The organism is Streptomyces paromomycinus (assembly GCF_003865155.1).
Classification (GTDB): Bacteria; Actinomycetota; Actinomycetes; order Streptomycetales; family Streptomycetaceae; genus Streptomyces; species Streptomyces chrestomyceticus.
This window is the reverse complement of the sequence record NZ_BHZD01000001.1, coordinates 9,147,919-9,164,799: the sequence shown is the minus strand read 5'-3', so window position 1 is coordinate 9,164,799 and position 16,881 is coordinate 9,147,919. Positions and strand designations below refer to the sequence as shown.

General features: G+C 72.2%; 14 protein-coding genes. 13 read left to right on the top strand and 1 reads right to left on the bottom strand.

The features are described 5' to 3' along the window. Nucleotides 1-17 precede the first annotated feature (17 nt). From OEIGOIKO_RS38945 to narI, 9 genes are all read left to right on the top strand, one after another. Nucleotides 18-1,007: a TauD/TfdA family dioxygenase gene (locus OEIGOIKO_RS38945; protein WP_125057997.1), complete on the top strand. Its 990-nt coding sequence runs from the start codon at nucleotides 18-20 to the stop codon at nucleotides 1,005-1,007. 86 nt (nucleotides 1,008-1,093) lie between these two features. Beyond that, nucleotides 1,094-1,861: a TSUP family transporter gene (locus OEIGOIKO_RS38940; RefSeq protein ID WP_125048827.1), complete on the top strand. Its 768-nt coding sequence runs from the start codon at nucleotides 1,094-1,096 to the stop codon at nucleotides 1,859-1,861. 226 nt (nucleotides 1,862-2,087) lie between these two features. Continuing rightward, a complete protein-coding gene (locus tag OEIGOIKO_RS38935) occupies nucleotides 2,088-3,191 on the top strand; it encodes an alpha-hydroxy acid oxidase (RefSeq protein ID WP_125057996.1) in 1,104 nt (367 codons plus the stop codon). Between the two features lie 127 nt (nucleotides 3,192-3,318). Beyond that, on the top strand, nucleotides 3,319-4,419 hold the full coding sequence (locus OEIGOIKO_RS38930; RefSeq protein ID WP_125057995.1) for an aminotransferase-like domain-containing protein: 1,101 nt from the start codon (nucleotides 3,319-3,321) through the stop codon (nucleotides 4,417-4,419). A 595-nt stretch (nucleotides 4,420-5,014) separates the two neighbouring features. Beyond that, nucleotides 5,015-5,605, top strand: a complete 591-nt coding sequence (locus OEIGOIKO_RS38925) for an acetoacetate decarboxylase family protein (RefSeq protein WP_125057994.1) — start codon at nucleotides 5,015-5,017, stop codon at nucleotides 5,603-5,605. A gap of 470 nt (nucleotides 5,606-6,075) precedes the next feature. Next, nucleotides 6,076-9,828, top strand: a complete 3,753-nt coding sequence (locus OEIGOIKO_RS38920) for a nitrate reductase subunit alpha (RefSeq protein WP_125057993.1) — start codon at nucleotides 6,076-6,078, stop codon at nucleotides 9,826-9,828. After that, nucleotides 9,828-11,429, top strand: a complete 1,602-nt coding sequence (gene narH / locus OEIGOIKO_RS38915) for a nitrate reductase subunit beta (protein ID WP_170251976.1) — start codon at nucleotides 9,828-9,830, stop codon at nucleotides 11,427-11,429. Before OEIGOIKO_RS38920 ends, narH begins: the two co-directional genes overlap by 1 nt. Then, on the top strand, nucleotides 11,426-12,040 hold the full coding sequence (gene narJ / locus OEIGOIKO_RS38910) for a nitrate reductase molybdenum cofactor assembly chaperone (RefSeq protein ID WP_125057992.1): 615 nt from the start codon (nucleotides 11,426-11,428) through the stop codon (nucleotides 12,038-12,040). Before narH ends, narJ begins: the two co-directional genes overlap by 4 nt. After that, nucleotides 12,037-12,747: a respiratory nitrate reductase subunit gamma gene (narI, locus tag OEIGOIKO_RS38905; protein ID WP_125057991.1), complete on the top strand. Its 711-nt coding sequence runs from the start codon at nucleotides 12,037-12,039 to the stop codon at nucleotides 12,745-12,747. The genes narJ and narI overlap by 4 nt, the downstream gene beginning before the upstream one ends. Before the next feature lie 177 nt (nucleotides 12,748-12,924). On the opposite strand, the gene OEIGOIKO_RS38900 is transcribed toward narI, so the two are convergent. Beyond that, on the bottom strand, nucleotides 12,925-13,806 hold the full coding sequence (locus OEIGOIKO_RS38900; protein ID WP_125059535.1) for an RNA polymerase sigma factor SigF: 882 nt from the start codon (nucleotides 13,804-13,806) through the stop codon (nucleotides 12,925-12,927). A 284-nt stretch (nucleotides 13,807-14,090) separates the two neighbouring features. Between OEIGOIKO_RS38900 and OEIGOIKO_RS38895 the strand changes: the two genes are divergently transcribed. The 4 genes from OEIGOIKO_RS38895 to OEIGOIKO_RS38880 are packed head-to-tail and all read left to right on the top strand — an operon-like array spanning nucleotide 14,091 to nucleotide 16,867. Next, a complete protein-coding gene (locus OEIGOIKO_RS38895) occupies nucleotides 14,091-14,975 on the top strand; it encodes an STAS domain-containing protein (protein WP_125057990.1) in 885 nt (294 codons plus the stop codon). After that, nucleotides 14,972-15,382: an STAS domain-containing protein gene (locus OEIGOIKO_RS38890; protein ID WP_031000262.1), complete on the top strand. Its 411-nt coding sequence runs from the start codon at nucleotides 14,972-14,974 to the stop codon at nucleotides 15,380-15,382. The genes OEIGOIKO_RS38895 and OEIGOIKO_RS38890 overlap by 4 nt, the downstream gene beginning before the upstream one ends. Continuing rightward, nucleotides 15,366-15,854: an ATP-binding protein gene (locus OEIGOIKO_RS38885; RefSeq protein WP_125057989.1), complete on the top strand. Its 489-nt coding sequence runs from the start codon at nucleotides 15,366-15,368 to the stop codon at nucleotides 15,852-15,854. Before OEIGOIKO_RS38890 ends, OEIGOIKO_RS38885 begins: the two co-directional genes overlap by 17 nt. Continuing rightward, nucleotides 15,839-16,867: a SpoIIE family protein phosphatase gene (locus OEIGOIKO_RS38880; protein ID WP_125057988.1), complete on the top strand. Its 1,029-nt coding sequence runs from the start codon at nucleotides 15,839-15,841 to the stop codon at nucleotides 16,865-16,867. The genes OEIGOIKO_RS38885 and OEIGOIKO_RS38880 overlap by 16 nt, the downstream gene beginning before the upstream one ends. The last annotated feature ends 14 nt before the right edge of the window (nucleotides 16,868-16,881 follow it).

Genomic DNA, 16,881 nt, shown 5'->3' with positions numbered 1-16,881 from the left:
AAGTACAAGGAGAAACGGTGACCACCGCACTCGCCGAACAGCAGACCTACCGCCTGTCCGAGGCCGAAACACACAAGCTCTGGCGGCTCTCCCAGCTCGCCGCCGGCGCCTCGGAGGCATCTGCGCTGGCGCTTTCCGGTCTACTTCTCGATCTGCCGAAATCCGTGCGCACCGCCCTGCTCGAATTCGCGGAGGCCGGTGCCGACTCGGGATTCCTCCTGCTGCGCGGCGTCACCGTCGGGGACCTTCCCGACACCCCCACCGTCCACCACTCCGGCGCCCTCCAGGGACACCCCACCGACGGCACCCTGACCCTCGTGGCGGACCTGCTCGGCTCGCTCGTCGGCTACCTGGACGAGAAGGACGGCGCGCTCATCCACGACGTGCACGCCGTGCCCGGGGAGGAGACGCGCATCGAGAACAGCGGCTCGGTGGCCTTCGACTTCCACACCGAGAACGTCCACCACCCGCTGCGCCCCGACTACTTGGGCCTGCTGTGCCTGCGCCAGGACCACGAGGGCGTCGCCGCCACCCGCGTCGCCTCGGTGCGCGAGGCCGTCCGGCTCCTGACCGAGGAGCAGGTGGCGATCCTGCGCACGCCGCAGTTCTACAGCTCCTACCCGGCGTCCTTCACCCGGGGCAGGACCGGCCCGGTGCCGCGCTCCGGCCCGCACCCCGCCGTCTTCGGGCCGTACGACCGGCCGTTCATGCGCTTCAACTCGCACACCACGCACGCCGCCGGCGCGGAGGCGACCGCGGCGCTGAAGGCGCTGGCCGAGGCCCTGGAAGCGGTCTGCCACAACGTCGTGCTGGAGCCCGGCGACCTCGTCGTGGTCGACAACCACGTGGCGGCGCACGGCCGCAGCGCGTTCGTCCCGCGGTACGACGGCCGGGACCGCTGGCTGCGCCGCTTCTACTCCGTACGCTCTCTCCCCGGCTGGACGCAGCACATGATGCCCCGTCAGCGCGTCGTCCCGACGCTGGAGGACATCCAGGGCGTGCTCTGAGCCGCGCCCCGGGATGCGTGTGATTCGCCCTGCCCGCGCAGTCGTCGCCCAGGACTGCGCACCCTTGCACTGAGGACCGGAATACCTTGGATTTCATAGACGTCATAGGGCTGCTCACCGCCGCGGTGGCCGCCGGGTGGGTGGACGCGGTGGTCGGCGGGGGCGGGGTACTGCTCATCCCCGTTCTGCTGCTCAGTTTTCCGCACCTGCCGCCGGCCACCGCCCTGGGCACCAACAAGATCGCCGCGATCACCGGCACGGCGACCGCCGCCTACATGTACGCGCGGCGTACGGCCCTGGACCGGAAGATCCTGGTCCCGGCCGCCGCCTGCGCGGTACCGGCCGGCGCGCTCGGCGCGCTGTCGGCGGCCACCGTCCCCACGACGTACTTCCGCCCGGTCATCATGGTCCTGCTGATCTCGGTCGCCCTGTTCGTGGCGTTCAAGCCGAGCTTCGGCACCCAGCCGCTGGCCCGTGAGGTGACCCGGCGGCGGCGCGTCGTCGCGGTGCTCCTCGGCGGCTGTGTGGTCGGTTTCTACGACGGGCTTTTCGGGCCCGGCGTGGGCACCTTCCTCATCATCTCCTTCACCACGCTGCTCGCCACCCAGTTCCTGGAGAGCGCGGCGATGTCGAAGGTCATCAACGCCTCGTCCAACCTCGGTGCCCTGCTGGTCTTCGCGCTCCAGGGCAACGTGCTCTGGGCGCTGGGGCTCGGGATGGCCGTGGGCAATGTGACCGGCGCGCTGATCGGTTCGCGCATGGCCCTGAAGAAGGGGTCCGGATTCGTCCGTACCGTGCTGGTGCTCGTGGTGGTCGGCATGGTGACGAAGATGGCGTTCGACCAGTTCGCCTGAGGCGACGGCGGACCGGCCCGGCTCCGGACGGACCGGCCGGGCCCGGCCGGTCCGTCCGGTTCCGCCAGTACATCCAATTCAGTCAGTACATCCAGTACGGCCAGTACGGCCAGTACGGCCTGCACGTCAGCACGTGAGCACGTCAGCACCGCCTGCACGTCAGCACTTGATGGGAACCACACGAGAACGCATTCATCGACCACGCTACGAGAGCCCGGAGGCCACCATGGACCCCGTACGGAATCTCGCCGAACTACTGACCCTGCCGGACTTCGAGGCCGCCAGTGACGCGGTGCTCGACCAGGGCTGCCGGGCCTACGTCGCCGGCGGCGCCGGTACCGACCGCACCGTACGCGCGAACATCGCGGCGTTCGACGACATCTGGCTGAGACCACGGGTCCTGGCCAGTACGACGACCGAACCCCGCACGGACGTCACGGTCCTCGGCCATCACATGTCCATGCCCGTCCTGCTCGCGCCGACGAGCCCGCAGCGGCTGCTGCACGAGGACGCGGAGATCGCCACCTCGCTCGCCGCCGAGGCGGCCGGCGTCGTCCCCGTCGTCAGCACGGACAGCCACGTCCCGTTCCCGGAGATCGCCAAGGCGTCGGGCCGGGCCGGCTGGTTCCAGCTGTACGCCTACCGGTCGCGCGACGACATCGCCGCGACGATCGACATGGCCGAGACCGCCGGCGCGTCGGCCCTGGTGGTCACCGTGGACGCCAGTCACGCCGCACTGCGGGTGCACGCCCAGCGCGCCGGGTTCTCCACACCCGGGCACGTGGACTTCGGTACGCTGCGCGCGCTCGGCATCCTGGAGGGTGAGGTGCCGGCCGGCGCCCGCATCGACCGGTTGTCGCTGAGCTGGGAGGACCTGCTGTGGATCCGGGCCAGGACCCGGCTCCCCCTCCTGGTCAAGGGCGTTCTGCGGGCCGACGACGCCCGCCGCTGCCTGGACAGCGGCGCGGACGGCGTCATCGTCTCCAACCACGGCGGACGGCAGCTGGACGGGGCGGTGCCCGGTGTGGTCGCGCTGAGCGAGGTCGCGGCCGAGGTCGACGGCCGGTGCGCCGTCCTGATGGACAGCGGCATCCGCTCCGGCGTACACGTCGTCAAGGCCCTCGCGCTCGGCGCCGACGCGGTCTGCCTGGGACGCCCCTACCTGTGGGGCCTGAGCGTCGCCGGGCGCGAAGGGGTCGAAGCGGTGCTGCGGCTGCTGCGCCGGGAGATCGAGGACACCCTCCGGCAGCTCGGCGCGGCCGATGTCAACGAGCTGGGGCCGCACTTCGTGGCCAAGGCCGGCGCCGGGGCGGCAGCCGGGACGGCCTGACGGCCCCGCAGCACCGCTTCCGTACCCGCGCCCAGAGCTCCACCCGTACGAAGAGCTCCACCCGTACCGCACGCCGTACCCGTACGACGTGCCCGCACCACGACTTTCCGAGAACGGAGACCCACGCATGTTCCACTTCTCGCGCGGCATCCCCCCGCAGGAAGCGATCCCCTCGCGGCAGCTCGCCGAGCACACCGCCGCCGTCCTGCGGGACAGCGAGGACCGGGTGTTCCAGTACGCGCCGATCGGCAACCACACGGGGGACGCGGCCCTGCGCGAGCAGCTCGCGGCCTTCCACTCGGTCGGCGCCGAGCAGATCTTCGTGACCAACGGTTCCCTCCAGGCGCTGGACCTGCTCGCCGCGCACCTCCTGGCGGGCGACCGCAAGGACGTGTACGTGGAGGCGCCCACCTACGACCGCGCGGTGCAGATCTTCGAGCGGCACGGCGGCCGGGTCTCCGGCATCACCCTCCAGCACGACGGCCTCGACCTGGACGCCCTCGAAGCCCGGCTGGCGACGCGCGTCCCGGCGCTCGTCTACGTCATCCCGGACTTCCAGAACCCGAGCGGCGTGACGATGAGCGAGGACAAGCGCCGCCGACTGGTGCAGCTCGCCGAGACCCACGACTTCCTCATCCTGGAGGACATCCCCTACCGGGAGCTGCGGTACGGCGGCCAGGCTCCGGCCGGCTTCTTCGAGCTCGCGCCGGCCGGGCGGGTGCTCACGACGGGATCGCTGAGCAAGATCCTCAGCCCCGGTCTGCGCGTCGGGTACGTCATCGGCGCACCCGAGACGCTCGGCGCCCTGGCCGCGCTCGCCGAGGGCACGTACCTCTCCCCCGCCCCGCTGCTCCAGGCGGTCGCCGCGCAGGCCCTGGCAGCGGGCCTGGCCCAGGAGAACGTGGCGGGCATCCGGGAACTGCTCGGGCCCCGGCACGACGGTGCGGTCAAGGCCGTACGCGAACTGCTGGGCGAGGACGCGCTGCTCGCCGTACCGCACGGCGGCTACTACGTGAGCGTGCACCTGCCCGTCGCCACGGACGAGGCCACCTTCCTCAAGGCCGCGGCCGCCGACGGCCTGAAGCTGACCCGGGGTTCGGGCTTCTACCCGGGCGACGCCGCGCCGCCGGAGGGCAAGGTCTTCCTGCGGCTGCCGTTCCAGTCCTTCGAGCCGGACGAGTTCGCCGCCGGCATCGAGCGGCTGGCCGCCGTGGCGTCCAAGGGCTGACCTGCGGACACCGGCCCAGGGCCGTGGACGGGACGATCCCGCCCGCGGCCCTGGCCGGTTCCGGGTCCGGACGCGGCGCCGCGCCTCAAGGCGGAGGACGCCGTCACGGCCACCGAGTACGTGCCCCACCGGCCCGGCGCACGCACTCCATGGCTCCGGTGATCTCCGAGCGCGCACGGCGTTCCGTCGTCTCCGTCCCCTCCGAAGGGGAGCAGCCGGCCGCCCGACTCGTCCTCGCATGCCCCTCCCCCCGCTTTCCTCCCCCCAGAGAGCGCTCTCTCCCCTCCGAGCGTTCGCACCTTGAAGCCCGGACGGGCCGACCGGCCGGCCGGCCGAGATCGAGCGGGCGGGCACCGTGGTCCTCGGCCCCGGGTACGCCACGATCGTCCAGGACCGCCGGCGCTCCCACCTCCGGCACGGACACCGTCCCGTGGAAGGTGGCCCCGTACCCTTGAGCCCGAGTGAGCCGACTGCCGCCGGCTGATTCCGGCCGATCCCGGCCGAAGCCGACTGCCCCTGGTCCGGGAGGTGACGAGAGCTGACGGTGCCCGGTACCGGCGCCGCGCCGGATCCGTACCCGCCGCCGCCCTGGCGCATGAGAGGCCACCTGTGGGGCGGCCTCTTCGCCACGGACGCGGCCCCGCCCGTCCCCCCGGACCTCGCTCCCCTGACGGCCCGTTCGCTGGCCGTGTTCGTGATCCGGTACCGCGAGGGGACCCTCCGCTACGACGAGCTGATCGTGGGGTCGCCCGCTCGCCGCGGCCGACGGGCCGGTCTGTACGTGCACCGGATCTGGGTCGACGACGAGCGGTCGCTGCGGGGCGGACGCCGTATCTGGGGAGTGCCCAAGGAGCTGGCGGAGTTCCGCTGGGAGGGGCCGCGGGTCCGGGTGACCGACGGTCAGGGTCTCGTCGCCGCTCTGCGCCTGTCGGCCAAGGGCCCGTCACTCCCCCGGCTTCCCCTGCCGATGACCGGCTTCGGCACCCTGGACGGGGCGCGGACGGTCCTCACCGCACGGTTCACCGCTCGCCCGGGGGCCGCTTCGGTACGCGTGGAGGAGTGGCCGGCGAGGCTGCCCGCACTCCACCACGCCGGTGCTCGCCCCGGTTTCAGTGCGGCATCTTTCACCATGCTCCTGCCCGTCCCCACATTCCACCCGCTCCGCCCCGCCCCGCCGACCGGCTGAACACCGAATTCACCCGGCGGCCCGGCGGCGGGGGGACGGATCCGGGCAGGACCCGGTAAGGGCTTACAGCTATCGGCAATCAACCTCGGACGGCCGTTCGAAGAATGGGGGAAATCGGCTGCCCGAGGAGAGAAATGGCGGCTCGGCATGCACCGCCCTTTACATAGCCGCACGGGCTATAACGGCGGCATGATGCGTACGACTCCACCGGCCGGGCGCACCCGGAGCGGCCGGGGACCAGCGCCCACAACCGGCCCCCGCGCACCCTTCATCCCTTTTTCGAACACGAGAACGTGTCATTCAGGTATCCCCGCGGCAACCACGGCAAAGCACGGGGAAAATAACTTCCAGACCTGGCCAACTGGCGAAAAAGTGTCCCTGTTTCCGCCGGACGCGGGAGGAATCTGGGGACGTTTCGTGGAGTGGCGTGCCCAGCGAGTCCGCCACACGGCCCCAGGAGGAGCCTTCGTATGTGGCGTGGCAGGGCAAAGGCGGAACGTGCTGCGGCGGACGCGGCCGAACGGCTCATGGCGGCCGGCCGGCTGCTGAGCCGGGCGCCGGTTTCGGAGGACGGGCGGGCGGTTTTCCGTACGGATCAGGGCGTGAATGACGCGCCTTACCGGGAACGGTGGGCCCACGACAAGGTGGTGCGTTCCACCCACGGGGTGAATTGCACGGGCTCCTGTTCCTGGCAGGTGTACGTGAAGGACGGGCTCATCACCTGGGAGACGCAGGCGACGGACTATCCGACGACGGGTCCGGACCGGCCGGAGTACGAGCCCCGGGGCTGCCCGCGCGGCGCGTCCTTCTCCTGGTACACGTACTCCCCCACCCGGGTGCGTCACCCGTACGCGCGCGGCGTGCTGGTGGAGATGTACCGGGAGGCGCGGGACCGGCTCGGCGACCCGGTGGCGGCCTGGGCGGAGATCACCGGCGACCCGGAGCGGCGTCGGCGCTACCAGCGGGCGCGCGGCAAGGGCGGCCTGGTGCGGATCGGCTGGGACGAGGCGCTGGAGATCGCGGCCGCCGCCCATGTGCACACCTTGCGGGAGCACGGGCCCGACCGGATCGCGGGGTTCTCCCCGATCCCGGCGATGTCGATGGCCTCGCACGCGGTCGGCGCCCGGTTCATGGCGCTGATCGGCGCGCCGATGCTCTCGTTCTACGACTGGTACGCGGACCTGCCGATCGCCTCGCCGCAGGTCTTCGGCGACCAGACCGACGTTCCGGAGTCGGGCGACTGGTGGGACGCGGCGTACCTGATGCTGTGGGGTTCCAACGTGCCGGTGACCCGCACGCCGGACGCCCACTGGATGGCCGAGGCCCGCTACCGCGGCCAGAAGGTCGTGGTGGTCTCCCCCGACTACGCGGACGCGACGAAGTTCGCCGACGAGTGGCTGCATCCGCATCCGGGCACGGACGGGGCGCTGGCGATGGCGATGGGCCAGGTGATCCTGCGCGAGTGTTTCGTGGACCGGCAGGTGCCGTACTTCACCGACTATGTGAAGCGGTTCACGGACCTGCCGTTCCTCGTCGCACTGGAGGAACACGGGACGGGCGGGGCGGGTACGGAAGGAGCGACGGGAGAAGCGGGTGCGGCAGGTGAGACGGACGAGTCCGGTTCGGACGGAGCGGCGGACGGCGCCGTCCGGGTGGTTCCGGGCCCGTTCCTGACGGCCCAGGACGCGGGACTGGCCACGGACGCCGGTGCGGAGGCCCGGCGCTGGATGCCCGTCCTCGTCGACGCGGCCACCGGCGGCCCCGTGGTACCGGCCGGAACGCTGGGCGACCGCTGGCGCGCGGGCGGCGAAGGGCGCTGGAACCTGGACCTGGGCGAGGTCGATCCGCAGCTGAGTCTGTACGGGCGGCCGGACGCGACCGTGGCGCGGGTGCTGCTGCCGCGCTTCGACCAGGAGCGGGGCACACTGGAACGGGAGGTTCCGGCCCTGCGGGTCGGCGGGCGGCTGGTGACCACGGTCTTCGATCTGCTGCTGGCGCAGTACGGAGTGGGGCGCCCCGGTCTGGACGGGCAGTGGCCCGCTTCGTACGAGGACGCGGACGTGCCGTGCACTCCGGCGTGGCAGGAGACCCTCACGTCGGTGCCGGCGCGGGCCGCCGTGCGGGCGGCGCGGGAGTTCGCGCGTACGGCGGAGCAGACCCGGGGCCGCTGCATGATCGTGATGGGCGCGGGCACCAACCACTGGTTCCACTCGGACACCATCTACCGGTCGTTCCTGTCCCTGCTGCTGCTCACGGGGTGCCAGGGCGTCAACGGCGGCGGCTGGGCCCACTACGTCGGCCAGGAGAAGGTGCGCCCCTACGCGGGCTGGCAGCAGCTGTCCACGGCCGCCGACTGGGTGCGCCCGTCCCGGCAGATGGCCGGCACGCCGTACTGGTATCTGCACACGGGCCAGTGGCGGCACGACCGGGCCCCGGCCGACGCGCTCACGTCCCCGGCCGGCCGGGGTCTGTTCGCCGGGCAGCACACCGCCGACCTGGTGGCCCGCTCGGCCCGCCGGGGGTGGATGCCGTCGTACCCCACCTTCGACGCCAATCCGCTGGACCTCGGGCGGCGGGTCCGCGAGTCCGGCGCCGATCCCGGCCGGTGGGTCGCGGACGAACTGGACGCCGGCCGGCTCTCCTTCGCCTGCGAGGCCCCGGACGCACCGGCCAACTGGCCGCGCGTGCTGACGGTGTGGCGGGCCAACCTGATCGGTTCCTCGGCGAAGGGCAACGAGTACTTCCTGGGCCATCTGCTGGGCGCCGACGACGACGCGAGCGCGCAGGAGGTGCCGCCGGAGGTCCGCCCCAGGGATGTCACCTGGCGCGAGGAGGCACCGCGCGGCAAGCTCGACCTGCTGCTGGCGCTGGACTTCCGTATGACGTCCACGACCCTGTTCGCCGATCTGGTGCTGCCGGCCGCGACCTGGTACGAGAAGCACGACCTGTCGAGCACGGACATGCACCCGTACGTGCACGCCTTCTCGCCCGCGATCAGCCCGCCCTGGCAGGCCCGTACCGACTTCGAGATCTTCCACGGCCTCGCCCGGGAGGTGAGCCGGCTGGCCGCCGGGCACCTGGACACGGCCTGCGACCTGGTGGCCACGGCGCTCCAGCACGACACGGCGGCCGGTGAGGCGCCGCCCCCGGGGCCGACGGCACCGCGCTACACGCTCGTGGAGCGGGACTACACCGCGCTGGCCGACCAGTTGGCGGCCCTCGGCCCGCTGCCGCGGGAACAGGGCATGACCGTCAAGGGCGTCACCGTGCAGGCCGGTCCGGAGACGGACTGGCTCGCCAAGCGCTGCGGTACGGCGGCCGACGGCACGGCGCGCGGCCGGCCGCTGCTCGACACCGACGTGAAGCTGTGCGAGGCGATCCTCGCCCTGTCCGGCACCACCAACGGCCGGCTGGCCGCCGAGGGCTTCCGCGCGCTGGCCGGGCGCTGCGGCACCGGCCGCGGCCTGGAGGAGCTGGCCGCCTCGGTCGCCGAGCGGCGCGTCGTCTTCGCCGACACCCAGGCCCGTCCGGTGCAGGTGTCGGCGAGCTTCGAGTGGTCGGGCAAGGAGGGCCCGGAGCGCCGGTACGCGCCGTTCACGGTCAACACCGAGCACCGCAAGCCCTGGCACACCCTCACCGGCCGTCAGCACTTCTACCTCGACCACGAGTGGATCGCCGAGTTCGGCGAACAACTGCCCGTCTACCGGCCGCCGCTGGACCTGGCCGCGCTCGGCGAACAGCCGCGCGCCGGCGCGTCCGCCGAGCGGTCGGTGACGGTGCGCTACGTGACGCCGCACTCCAAGTGGTCCATCCACTCCGAGTACCAGGAGAACCTGCTCATGCAGACCCTGGCGCGCGGCGGCCCGGTGATCTGGATGAGCGTGGCGGACGCCGAGGCCGTCGGGGTGGCGGACAACGACTGGATCGAGGCGGTCAACGCCAACGGCGTGGTCGTCGCCCGCGCGGTCGTCTCGCACCGGATGCCGCCCGGCACGGTGTTCATGTACCACGTGCAGGAGCGCCTGGTGAACGTGCCGCTGTCGCAGACCACCGGGCGGCGCGGCGGTGTCCACAACGCGCTGACCCGGCTGCTGATCAAGCCCACCCACCTCATCGGCGGCCACGCCCAACTGGCCTTCGCCCCCAATTACTACGGTCCCACCGGCAACCAGCGCGACGCGGTCACCACCATCCGCCGCCGCTCCCAGGAGGTCAGCTACTGATGCGCGTCATGGCGCAGATCGCGATGGTCATGAACCTCGACAAGTGCATCGGCTGCCACACCTGCTCGGTCACCTGCAAACAGACCTGGACGAACCGTTCCGGCACCGAGTACGTCTGGTTCAACAACGTCGAGACCCGGCCCGGCCAGGGCTATCCGCGCACCTACGAGGACCAGGACGTCTGGCAGGGCGGCTGGCAGCGCAAGCACGGCCGGCTGGTGCCGCGCAGCGGCGGCCGGGCCCGCCGCCTGGCCCGGCTGTTCGCCAACCCCCGGCTGCCCACGCTGGACGCCTACTACCAGCCGTGGACCTACGACTACGGCATCCTGACCGACGCGCCGCTCGGCGACGACGTGCCCACCGCGCCGCCCCGCTCCCTGACCGACGGGCGGCCCACCGCCGTCACCGGCGGCCCCAACTGGGACGACGACCTCGGGGGCGGGCCGGAGCACCTCGCCGGCGACCCCGTGCTGAAGAAGATGAGCGAGCGGGTGCGCCTGGAGTACGAGCAGGCGTTCATGTTCTACCTGCCCCGGATCTGCGAGCACTGCCTCAACCCGTCGTGCGTGGCCGTGTGCCCGTCCGGCGCCCTCTACAAGCGCATCGAGGACGGCATCGTCCTGGTGGACCAGGACCGCTGCCGGGGCTGGCGGATGTGTGTGACCGGCTGCCCGTACAAGAAGGTCTACTTCAACCACCGCACCGGCAAGGCCGAGAAGTGCACCCTGTGCTACCCGCGGCTGGAGGCGGGCGAGCCCACGGTGTGCTCCGAGACGTGTGTGGGGCGGCTGCGCTACCTCGGCGTGGTCCTCTACGACGCCGACCGGGTCGGCGAGGCCGCCGCCACCCCCGACGAACGGGACCTGTACGAGGCCCAGCTCTCCTGCTTCCTCGACCCGTCCGACCCCGAGGTCGCCCGCGCCGCCGAAGCCTCCGGCATCCCGCACGACTGGGTCACCGCGGCCCGCAACTCGCCGGTGTACGCGCTGATCAGCACCTATCGGGTGGCGTTGCCGCTGCACCCGGAGTACCGCACCATGCCCATGGTCTGGTACGTGCCGCCGCTGTCCCCGGTGGTGGAGTCGCTGACCGCCACCGGGCACGACGGTGAGGATCCGGCCAAACTGTTCGCCGCCATCGACGCGCTGCGGATTCCGCAGGAGTACCTGGCCCACCTGTTCACGGCCGGCGACACGGCGCCGGTGGAGGCGGCCCTGTGCCGGCTGGCCGCGATGCGGGCGCACATGCGGCGCGCCAACCTCGGCGAGGAGCAGGACCCGGCGATCGCCGCCTCGGCGGGCCTGACCGCCGCGTCGCTGGAGGCCATGTACCGGCTGCTGGCCGTGGCCAAGTACGAGGAGCGCTACGTGATCCCCACCAGCTACGCCGTCACCGGTCCCGACGCCGCGGACTCCGGGTGCAGCCTGGAGGGCGCGGGGGCGCCGGGCATGTACGACCCGGAAGGCTTCCACGCCCCGCCCGCCACGCCGCCCCGGGCGGAACACGCGGGCACCTCGCTGCGGGACCGGGTGAACCTCCTTAACTGGAACGGCCGCGGACGCCCTGCCGGTCTCTTTCCCCGCCGGCGAGGAGAGTCGTGAACGTCCCACTGGTCCACCAGGCCGCGTCCCTGCTCCTGTCCTACCCCGGGTCCGACTGGCCCGCCCGGCACCAGAGCGTCCGCGCCGCCCTGCGGCCGGAGACGGGCGGACCGGCCGCCCTCCTGCTGCGGTTCTGCGCCCGCGTCCAGGACGTGCCCACGCTGGCCCTCGCCGCGCAGTACGTCGCCGCCTTCGACCGCAGTCCCCGCCGGACCCTGCACCTGACGTACTACACCGACGGCGACACCCGGCGGCGCGGCGCCACCCTCGCCCGGATCAAGGCGCGCTACCGCGCCGAGGGCTGGCAGCCGGCTCCGGACGAACTGCCCGACCACCTTCCCCTGATGCTGGAGTTCGCCGCCCGCGTCCCGGCGGCCGGCCGCGCCCTGCTGCACGAGCACCGGGCCGCACTGGAGCTGCTGCGGCTCGCTCTGGAGGACCACCGCAGCCCTTACGGCCACGTCCTCGACGCCGTCTGCCGCACGCTGCCCGGGCCGCGACCCGCCGACCGGGCCGCCGCCCGCCGCCTGGCCCGTACCGGGCCCCCACCCGTGGAGACCGTGGGCCTGGATCCGTTCCCCGGCTCCGAACCCCGAGGAGCCCGCCGGTGAACCCCTTGCACACCGCGCTGTGGGGCGTGCTGCCCTACGTCGTCACGACCCTGCTCGTCGCGGGCACCGCCTGGCGCTACCGCTACGACCGTTTCGGCTTCACCAGCCGCTCCAGCCAGCTGCACGAGAGCACGCTGCTGCGCATCGGCTCGCCGCTGTTCCACTACGGGCTGCTGTTCGTCGTCGCGGGCCACGTCACCGGCCTGCTCGTCCCCGAGACGTTCACCGAGCGCGTCCACGTCCACGAGTGGCTCTACCACGCCAACGCCCTCGCGGTCGGCGGCGTGGCCGGGCTGGTCACGACGGCCGGCCTGGCCGTGCTGATCTACCGGCGGCTCCGCGTCCCCGCGGTGCGGGCCGCCAGTCTGCGCACCGACCGCGTGGTGCACCCGCTGCTCGTCGCGACCCTGGTCGCCGGGCTGGCCGCCACCGCCACGACCACGAGCGACCATCCGTACGACTACCGGCAGGGCGTCTCCGTATGGTTCCGGTCACTGTTCACCTTCAGCCCCGACGTGCCGGTCATGGCGCACGCGCCGCTGGTCTACCAGCTCCACGCCCTGCTGGGCATGGCGCTGTTCGCGCTGTGGCCGTTCAGCCGCCTCGTGCACGCCTTCACCGCGCCCGTCGGCCATCTGTTCCGCCCGTACGTCGTCTACCGGTCGCGCGGGACACGGGGGCAGGGCGTCGGACGCGTCCGTCGGTGAGGGGGCGGACAGCTGTCCGAAGCGCACCGGGACGAAAACACCGGTTCGGTGCGGACGAAGTGGGTACACCGTTCACAATGAGGCTTTTCACCCCCATTGCGGCGCGACCCACCTGCCGGTACCGCGCTCCGGACGCAGGACGCCGGGCGGCGCCACCGGCCCGCCGGCGTACGGCTACTACTGGTCCAGCATCCCCTTCCGCAGCTGGTCCAGGGTCCGGGAGAGCAGCCGCGAGACGTGCATCTGCGAGATGCCCAGCTCGGCGCCGATCTGAGCCTGCGTCATCTCCTGGACGAAGCGCATCTCGATGATGCGGCGCCGCCGGTCGTCCAACTCGTGCAGGAGCGGGGCGAGCGCGTTCAGGTTCTCGACCAGCTCCATCGCCGGGTCGTCGTCGCCCATGACGTCGGCGATGGCGCGGCTCTCACCGGCCGCGCCGGAGCCGTCGCCGGTGCCGTCCAGCGAGCCCGCCGTGTAGCCGTTGCTGGCGGCGATCGCGTCGACGACCTCGTCCTCACCGATCTTCAGGTGGGCGGCCAGTTCGGCGGCGGTGGGTTCGCGGCCCAGGTCGGCGGCGAGTTTCTCGCCCGCCCTGGACAGCTCGACCCGCAGTTCCTGGACCCGGCGGGGGACGTGCACGGCCCAGGTGGAGTCACGGAAGAAGCGCTTGATCTCACCCACGATGTACGGAACGGCGAAGGTGGAGAACTCGACCTCGCGCGAGAGGTCGAACCGGTCGATCGCCTTGATCAGGCCGATGGTCCCGACCTGGATGATGTCCTCCGCGTGCCCGAGGTCCTGGCGGCCGCGGAAGCGGGCGGCGGCGAAGCGCACCAGTGAGAGATTCATCTCGATGAGGGTGTTGCGCGCGTACTGGTACTCGGCCGTCCCCTCCTCCAGCTCGGCCAGCCGGGTGAGGAAGAGCTTCGACAGGGCCCGGGCGTCCCGGGGCGCGACCTTGGTCGCGTCCGTGACGCGGGGCAGCTCGGGCGCCTGCGGCGGCACACCCGCCGGCTGCACCCGCGTCGGCTGCGCTGCACTGTCCTGCACGGCAAGCATGGTCACGTCTTCACCCTTCACAGTACGTACGGTCAGGTGCACCTGCCCTAGTCTTAGGTGTTCAACCCTTGCCGATGGGAAACAGTTGCTCATGAGGGCGGCGGACGACCCGCCGGGGCGGGGCAGGGGGTGCGGGAGCGGTGGTCCGGCCTTCAGGCCCCGGCCCGCCCTCGGTAACATTTGCCGGACGGCAATCGAAGATCGCGTGCGGTTGAATACGCACCGCACGGGCAGCACACGATGCGCGCTTGTGCTCCCGCCAACCACCGAGAAAGGACCATGGGTTGAGTTTCACCGAGGCCGCGGCACGCGAGCGTGTCATCGGCGCGCTGCGCGCAGAGTCCGACACCGTCTCCGACCGCTGGGTACAGCTGCAGCTGGCGCAGGAAGAGATGCGCGACATCGTCAGCGAGAGCGAACTGCGGGAGGAAGCGGACGCCTTGCTGGGCGCCCTCCTGCAGAGTCTGGAGAGCGACATCCCGGCCAACCGGGTGGTGGCCACCGACCGGCCGCTGCGCCAGGCCGTGATCGATCTCTCCATGCGCAGGGCCCGCAACGGCGCCATGCCGACCGTCACCTCGCTGGCCGTCCTCTCCCTCAAGGAAGCGCTCCTGGAGGCGGTGCAGCGGCAGACCCGGGACACCGAGGAGCTGTTCACCACCGCCGTCCTGATAAACCGGCTGCTGGACAGCGCCGGCGCGCTCTCCTTCGAGACGTACGTGGAAGGCCGCGAAGAGATCATCCGACGGCAGAGCCGCCAGCTCCTGGAGGTGTCCACGCCGGTCGTCCGGCTGTGGCGCCAGGTCCTGGCCGTACCGCTGATCGGCACGCTCGACACGACCCGCACCCAGGTGGTGATGGAGAACCTCCTGGAGGCCATCCAGGAGCACGAGGCGCTGGTCGCCATCATCGACATCACCGGTGTGCCGACCGTGGACACCGCGGTCGCCCAGCACCTGATGCAGACCGTCAACGCGGTACGGCTGATGGGCGCGGACTGTGTGATCAGCGGCATCCGGCCGTCCATCGCGCAGACCATCGCGCAGCTCGGCATCGACCTGTCGACCATCCTGACCCGCACCACCCTCGCCGACGCGCTGGCCGCCGCCGTCAAGCTCACCGACGAGGCGTCCGCCCATACGGCCGCGGGCGTGCGGGAGAACCGGTGAACGCGCGGCCCTCGGCCGGCGTGCCCATCCTCAGACTGGGCGACGTCCTGGTCACCGGGCTGCTCAACGAGCTGGACGACGCCACGGTGGTCGCCTTCACCGAGGAGCTGACCACCCGTATCACGGCCGACCGGGCCCGCGGTGTGCTCATCGACATCTCCCGGCTGGAGATCATCGACTCGTTCGTGGCGCGGACGCTGATGGAACTCACCACCATGGCGCGGCTGCTGGGTGCCCGGGTGATCGTCGCGGGTATGCGTCCCCCGGTGGCCATGACCCTGGCCGAACTGGGACTGCGGCTGACCGGCGTGGAGACCGCCCTGAACACGGAACACGGCATGGCGGCCCTGGGCTGGCATCAGAGTCCCCGTCCCTCAGGAGAGGTTCTGCATGACGGGACCCGGTGAATTCGCCCGTACCGGCGCCGCCGGTACCACGACGCTGACCGGTGACAGTGCCGGGCAGGCCGGTCTTCCGGCCGAGCCCACGGTGCTGCACGTGCGCAGCGAACAGGACCTGCTCGCGATCCGGCACGCGGTGCGCGACGCCACCCTCACGGTGGGCTTCAGCATCGTCGACCAGACGCGGGTGGTCACCGCCGCCAGCGAGCTGGCCCGCAACGCCTACATCCACGGAGGTGGCGGCACGATACGGATCGAGTACCCGACCCGGCCCGGCGCGGTGGGTCTGCGGCTGACCGTCGACGACACCGGACCCGGGATCGCCGACATCGACGCGGCGCTCACCGACGGCTACACCACCGGCGCGGGTCTCGGGCACGGGCTGGGCGGCGCGCAGCGCCTGATGGACGAGTTCGAGATCCGTACCCGGGAGGGTGGCGGTACGACCGTGACCGCGACGCGGTGGGCCGACCGTTGACCCTCTCCCCTGCTGTACACCCGACCGCGTACATCCCGGTCGATCACTACAGCGCCGTGCACCTGGCCGCCCAGGCCGCACGGTCGGTGGCGCAGCGCTGCGGACTCCAGGGGGCGCTGCCCGACCAGGCCGCGGTGATCGCGTCCGAGTTGGGCAGCAACCTCGCCAAGCACGCGGTGGACGGGGCGCTGTACATCCAGGCGCTGCCGCTGGGCAACGGCGTGGAGATCCTCGCCGCCGACCGGGGGCCGGGCATGCGGGAGTTCCAGCGCTGTCTGGCCGACGGGTACACGACGACCGAGACGCTCGGCGCCGGCATAGGCGGCGTCAACCGCATAGCGACCAGTTTCACCGTCCGTACCCACGAGCCCGGCGGCACCGTGGCCTGTGCCCGGCTGACGCCGCCCGAGGACGCGGACGCCGGCCGCCGGGCGGTCGGCGCCGTCTGCCTGCCCGCCGAGCGCGAGGAGGTCAGCGGCGACGCGTGCACGGTCGCCGAGACCGAGCAGGGGCTGACCGCGATCGTGGTCGACGGCCTCGGGCACGGCCCGGAGGCGGCCGAGGCGGCGCAGCTCGCGCTGCGCACCTTCGCCAGGGCGCCGGACCAGCCGCTGCCCGGCCTGATGACCACCGTCCACCGCGCGCTGCGGCGCAGCCGGGGCGCGGCCGTCGGGCTGCTGCGGCTGCACGCCGGGCGCGCCCAGTACTGCGGCGTCGGCAACGTACGGTGCCTGACGCTCTCGCAGCAGGACATCCGCAACCGCCACACCGGGCAGCCCGGCGTCGCGGGGCTGGAGATGCCGCAGCCGCTGGTCCGCGAGATCCCGTGGGAGCCGCGGCTGACCGCCCTGCTGCACACCGACGGCATCGACCACCGCTGGGCGTACAGCCCGGACCCCTTCGTCCTCCGGCTGCCCGCGCCGCTGCTGGCCACGGCCCTCGTGCACGGGCACCGCCGCAGCCGGGACGACGCGACCGTATTCACCGCCAACCTCCACCAGAGACTCTCGTGAGACGCCACACCTTC

Bases quoted from the DNA above. Each gene is read 5' to 3' on its own strand.
- OEIGOIKO_RS38935 (WP_125057996.1), top strand. From the start codon at position 2,088: ATGGACCCCGTACGGAATCTCGCCGAACTACTGACCCTGCCGGACTTC.
- narH (WP_170251976.1), top strand. From the start codon at position 9,828: ATGCGCGTCATGGCGCAGATCGCGATGGTCATGAACCTCGACAAGTGC.
- OEIGOIKO_RS38885 (WP_125057989.1), top strand. From the start codon at position 15,366: ATGACGGGACCCGGTGAATTCGCCCGTACCGGCGCCGCCGGTACCACG.
- OEIGOIKO_RS38925 (WP_125057994.1), top strand. From the start codon at position 5,015: ATGAGAGGCCACCTGTGGGGCGGCCTCTTCGCCACGGACGCGGCCCCG.
- OEIGOIKO_RS38900 (WP_125059535.1), bottom strand. From the start codon at position 13,806: ATGCTTGCCGTGCAGGACAGTGCAGCGCAGCCGACGCGGGTGCAGCCG.
- OEIGOIKO_RS38930 (WP_125057995.1), top strand. From the start codon at position 3,319: ATGTTCCACTTCTCGCGCGGCATCCCCCCGCAGGAAGCGATCCCCTCG.
- OEIGOIKO_RS38920 (WP_125057993.1), top strand. From the start codon at position 6,076: ATGTGGCGTGGCAGGGCAAAGGCGGAACGTGCTGCGGCGGACGCGGCC.